This window comes from Vibrio sp. 1401 (assembly GCF_033340295.1).
In genome coordinates this window covers 1-660 of record NZ_JAWOWF010000433.1, presented here as the reverse complement: position 1 = coordinate 660, position 660 = coordinate 1, and the positions used below count along the sequence as shown (strand labels likewise).

At 48.9% G+C, this 660-nt stretch carries 1 protein-coding gene; it reads left to right on the top strand.

Features of this window, described 5'->3' with window-relative positions; all coding sequences use genetic code 11:
* On the top strand, positions 1 to 660 hold a 660-nt coding region (locus R7Z77_RS26070; protein WP_318137141.1), incomplete at both ends, for a FliG C-terminal domain-containing protein.

Below are 660 nucleotides of genomic sequence, written 5' to 3'. Positions count from 1 at the left end.
CTGAATGGCATAAAAAGCGATTCAGCTCGCGGCGTGATTCAAAACTTCTTTGAAGATTTTCGTGAGCACAGTGGTATTCGTGGTGCATCGAAAGAGTACTTGTCGAACACCTTGCGTAAGGCGCTCGGTAACGATCTTGCTAAAGGTCTGTTGAACAACCTGTACGGTGACGAAATTCGCAACAACATGCAGCGTCTGCAATGGGTTGAGGCTGAAACGCTGGCGCGATTTATCGTCAACGAGCACCCGCAGATGCAAGCCATTTTCTTGGCTTATCTGCCAGCGGATAGCTCATCTGCCGTGCTGAAGCATCTGCCGCAAGACTACCATGATGAAATCATCTTCCGTATTGCGCAGTTACAAGACATCGATCACCAAGTCGCGACTGATCTGCATGAACTGGTTGAACGTTGTATCGAAAAAGTGTCTGCAAGCCAAAGCGTACCGCTTTCTGGCGTTAAGCAAGCGGCAGACATCATCAACCGCTTTGAAGGCGACCGTGGTTCATTGATGGAAATGCTCAAACTGCATGATGAAGAAGTGGTTAACGCCATCGAAGAGAACATGTTTGACTTCATGGTGCTGGGCCGTCAACGCGAAGAAACCATGGACATGCTCGTACAGCAAATTCCACTCGAGCTTTGGGCTACGGCACTGAAA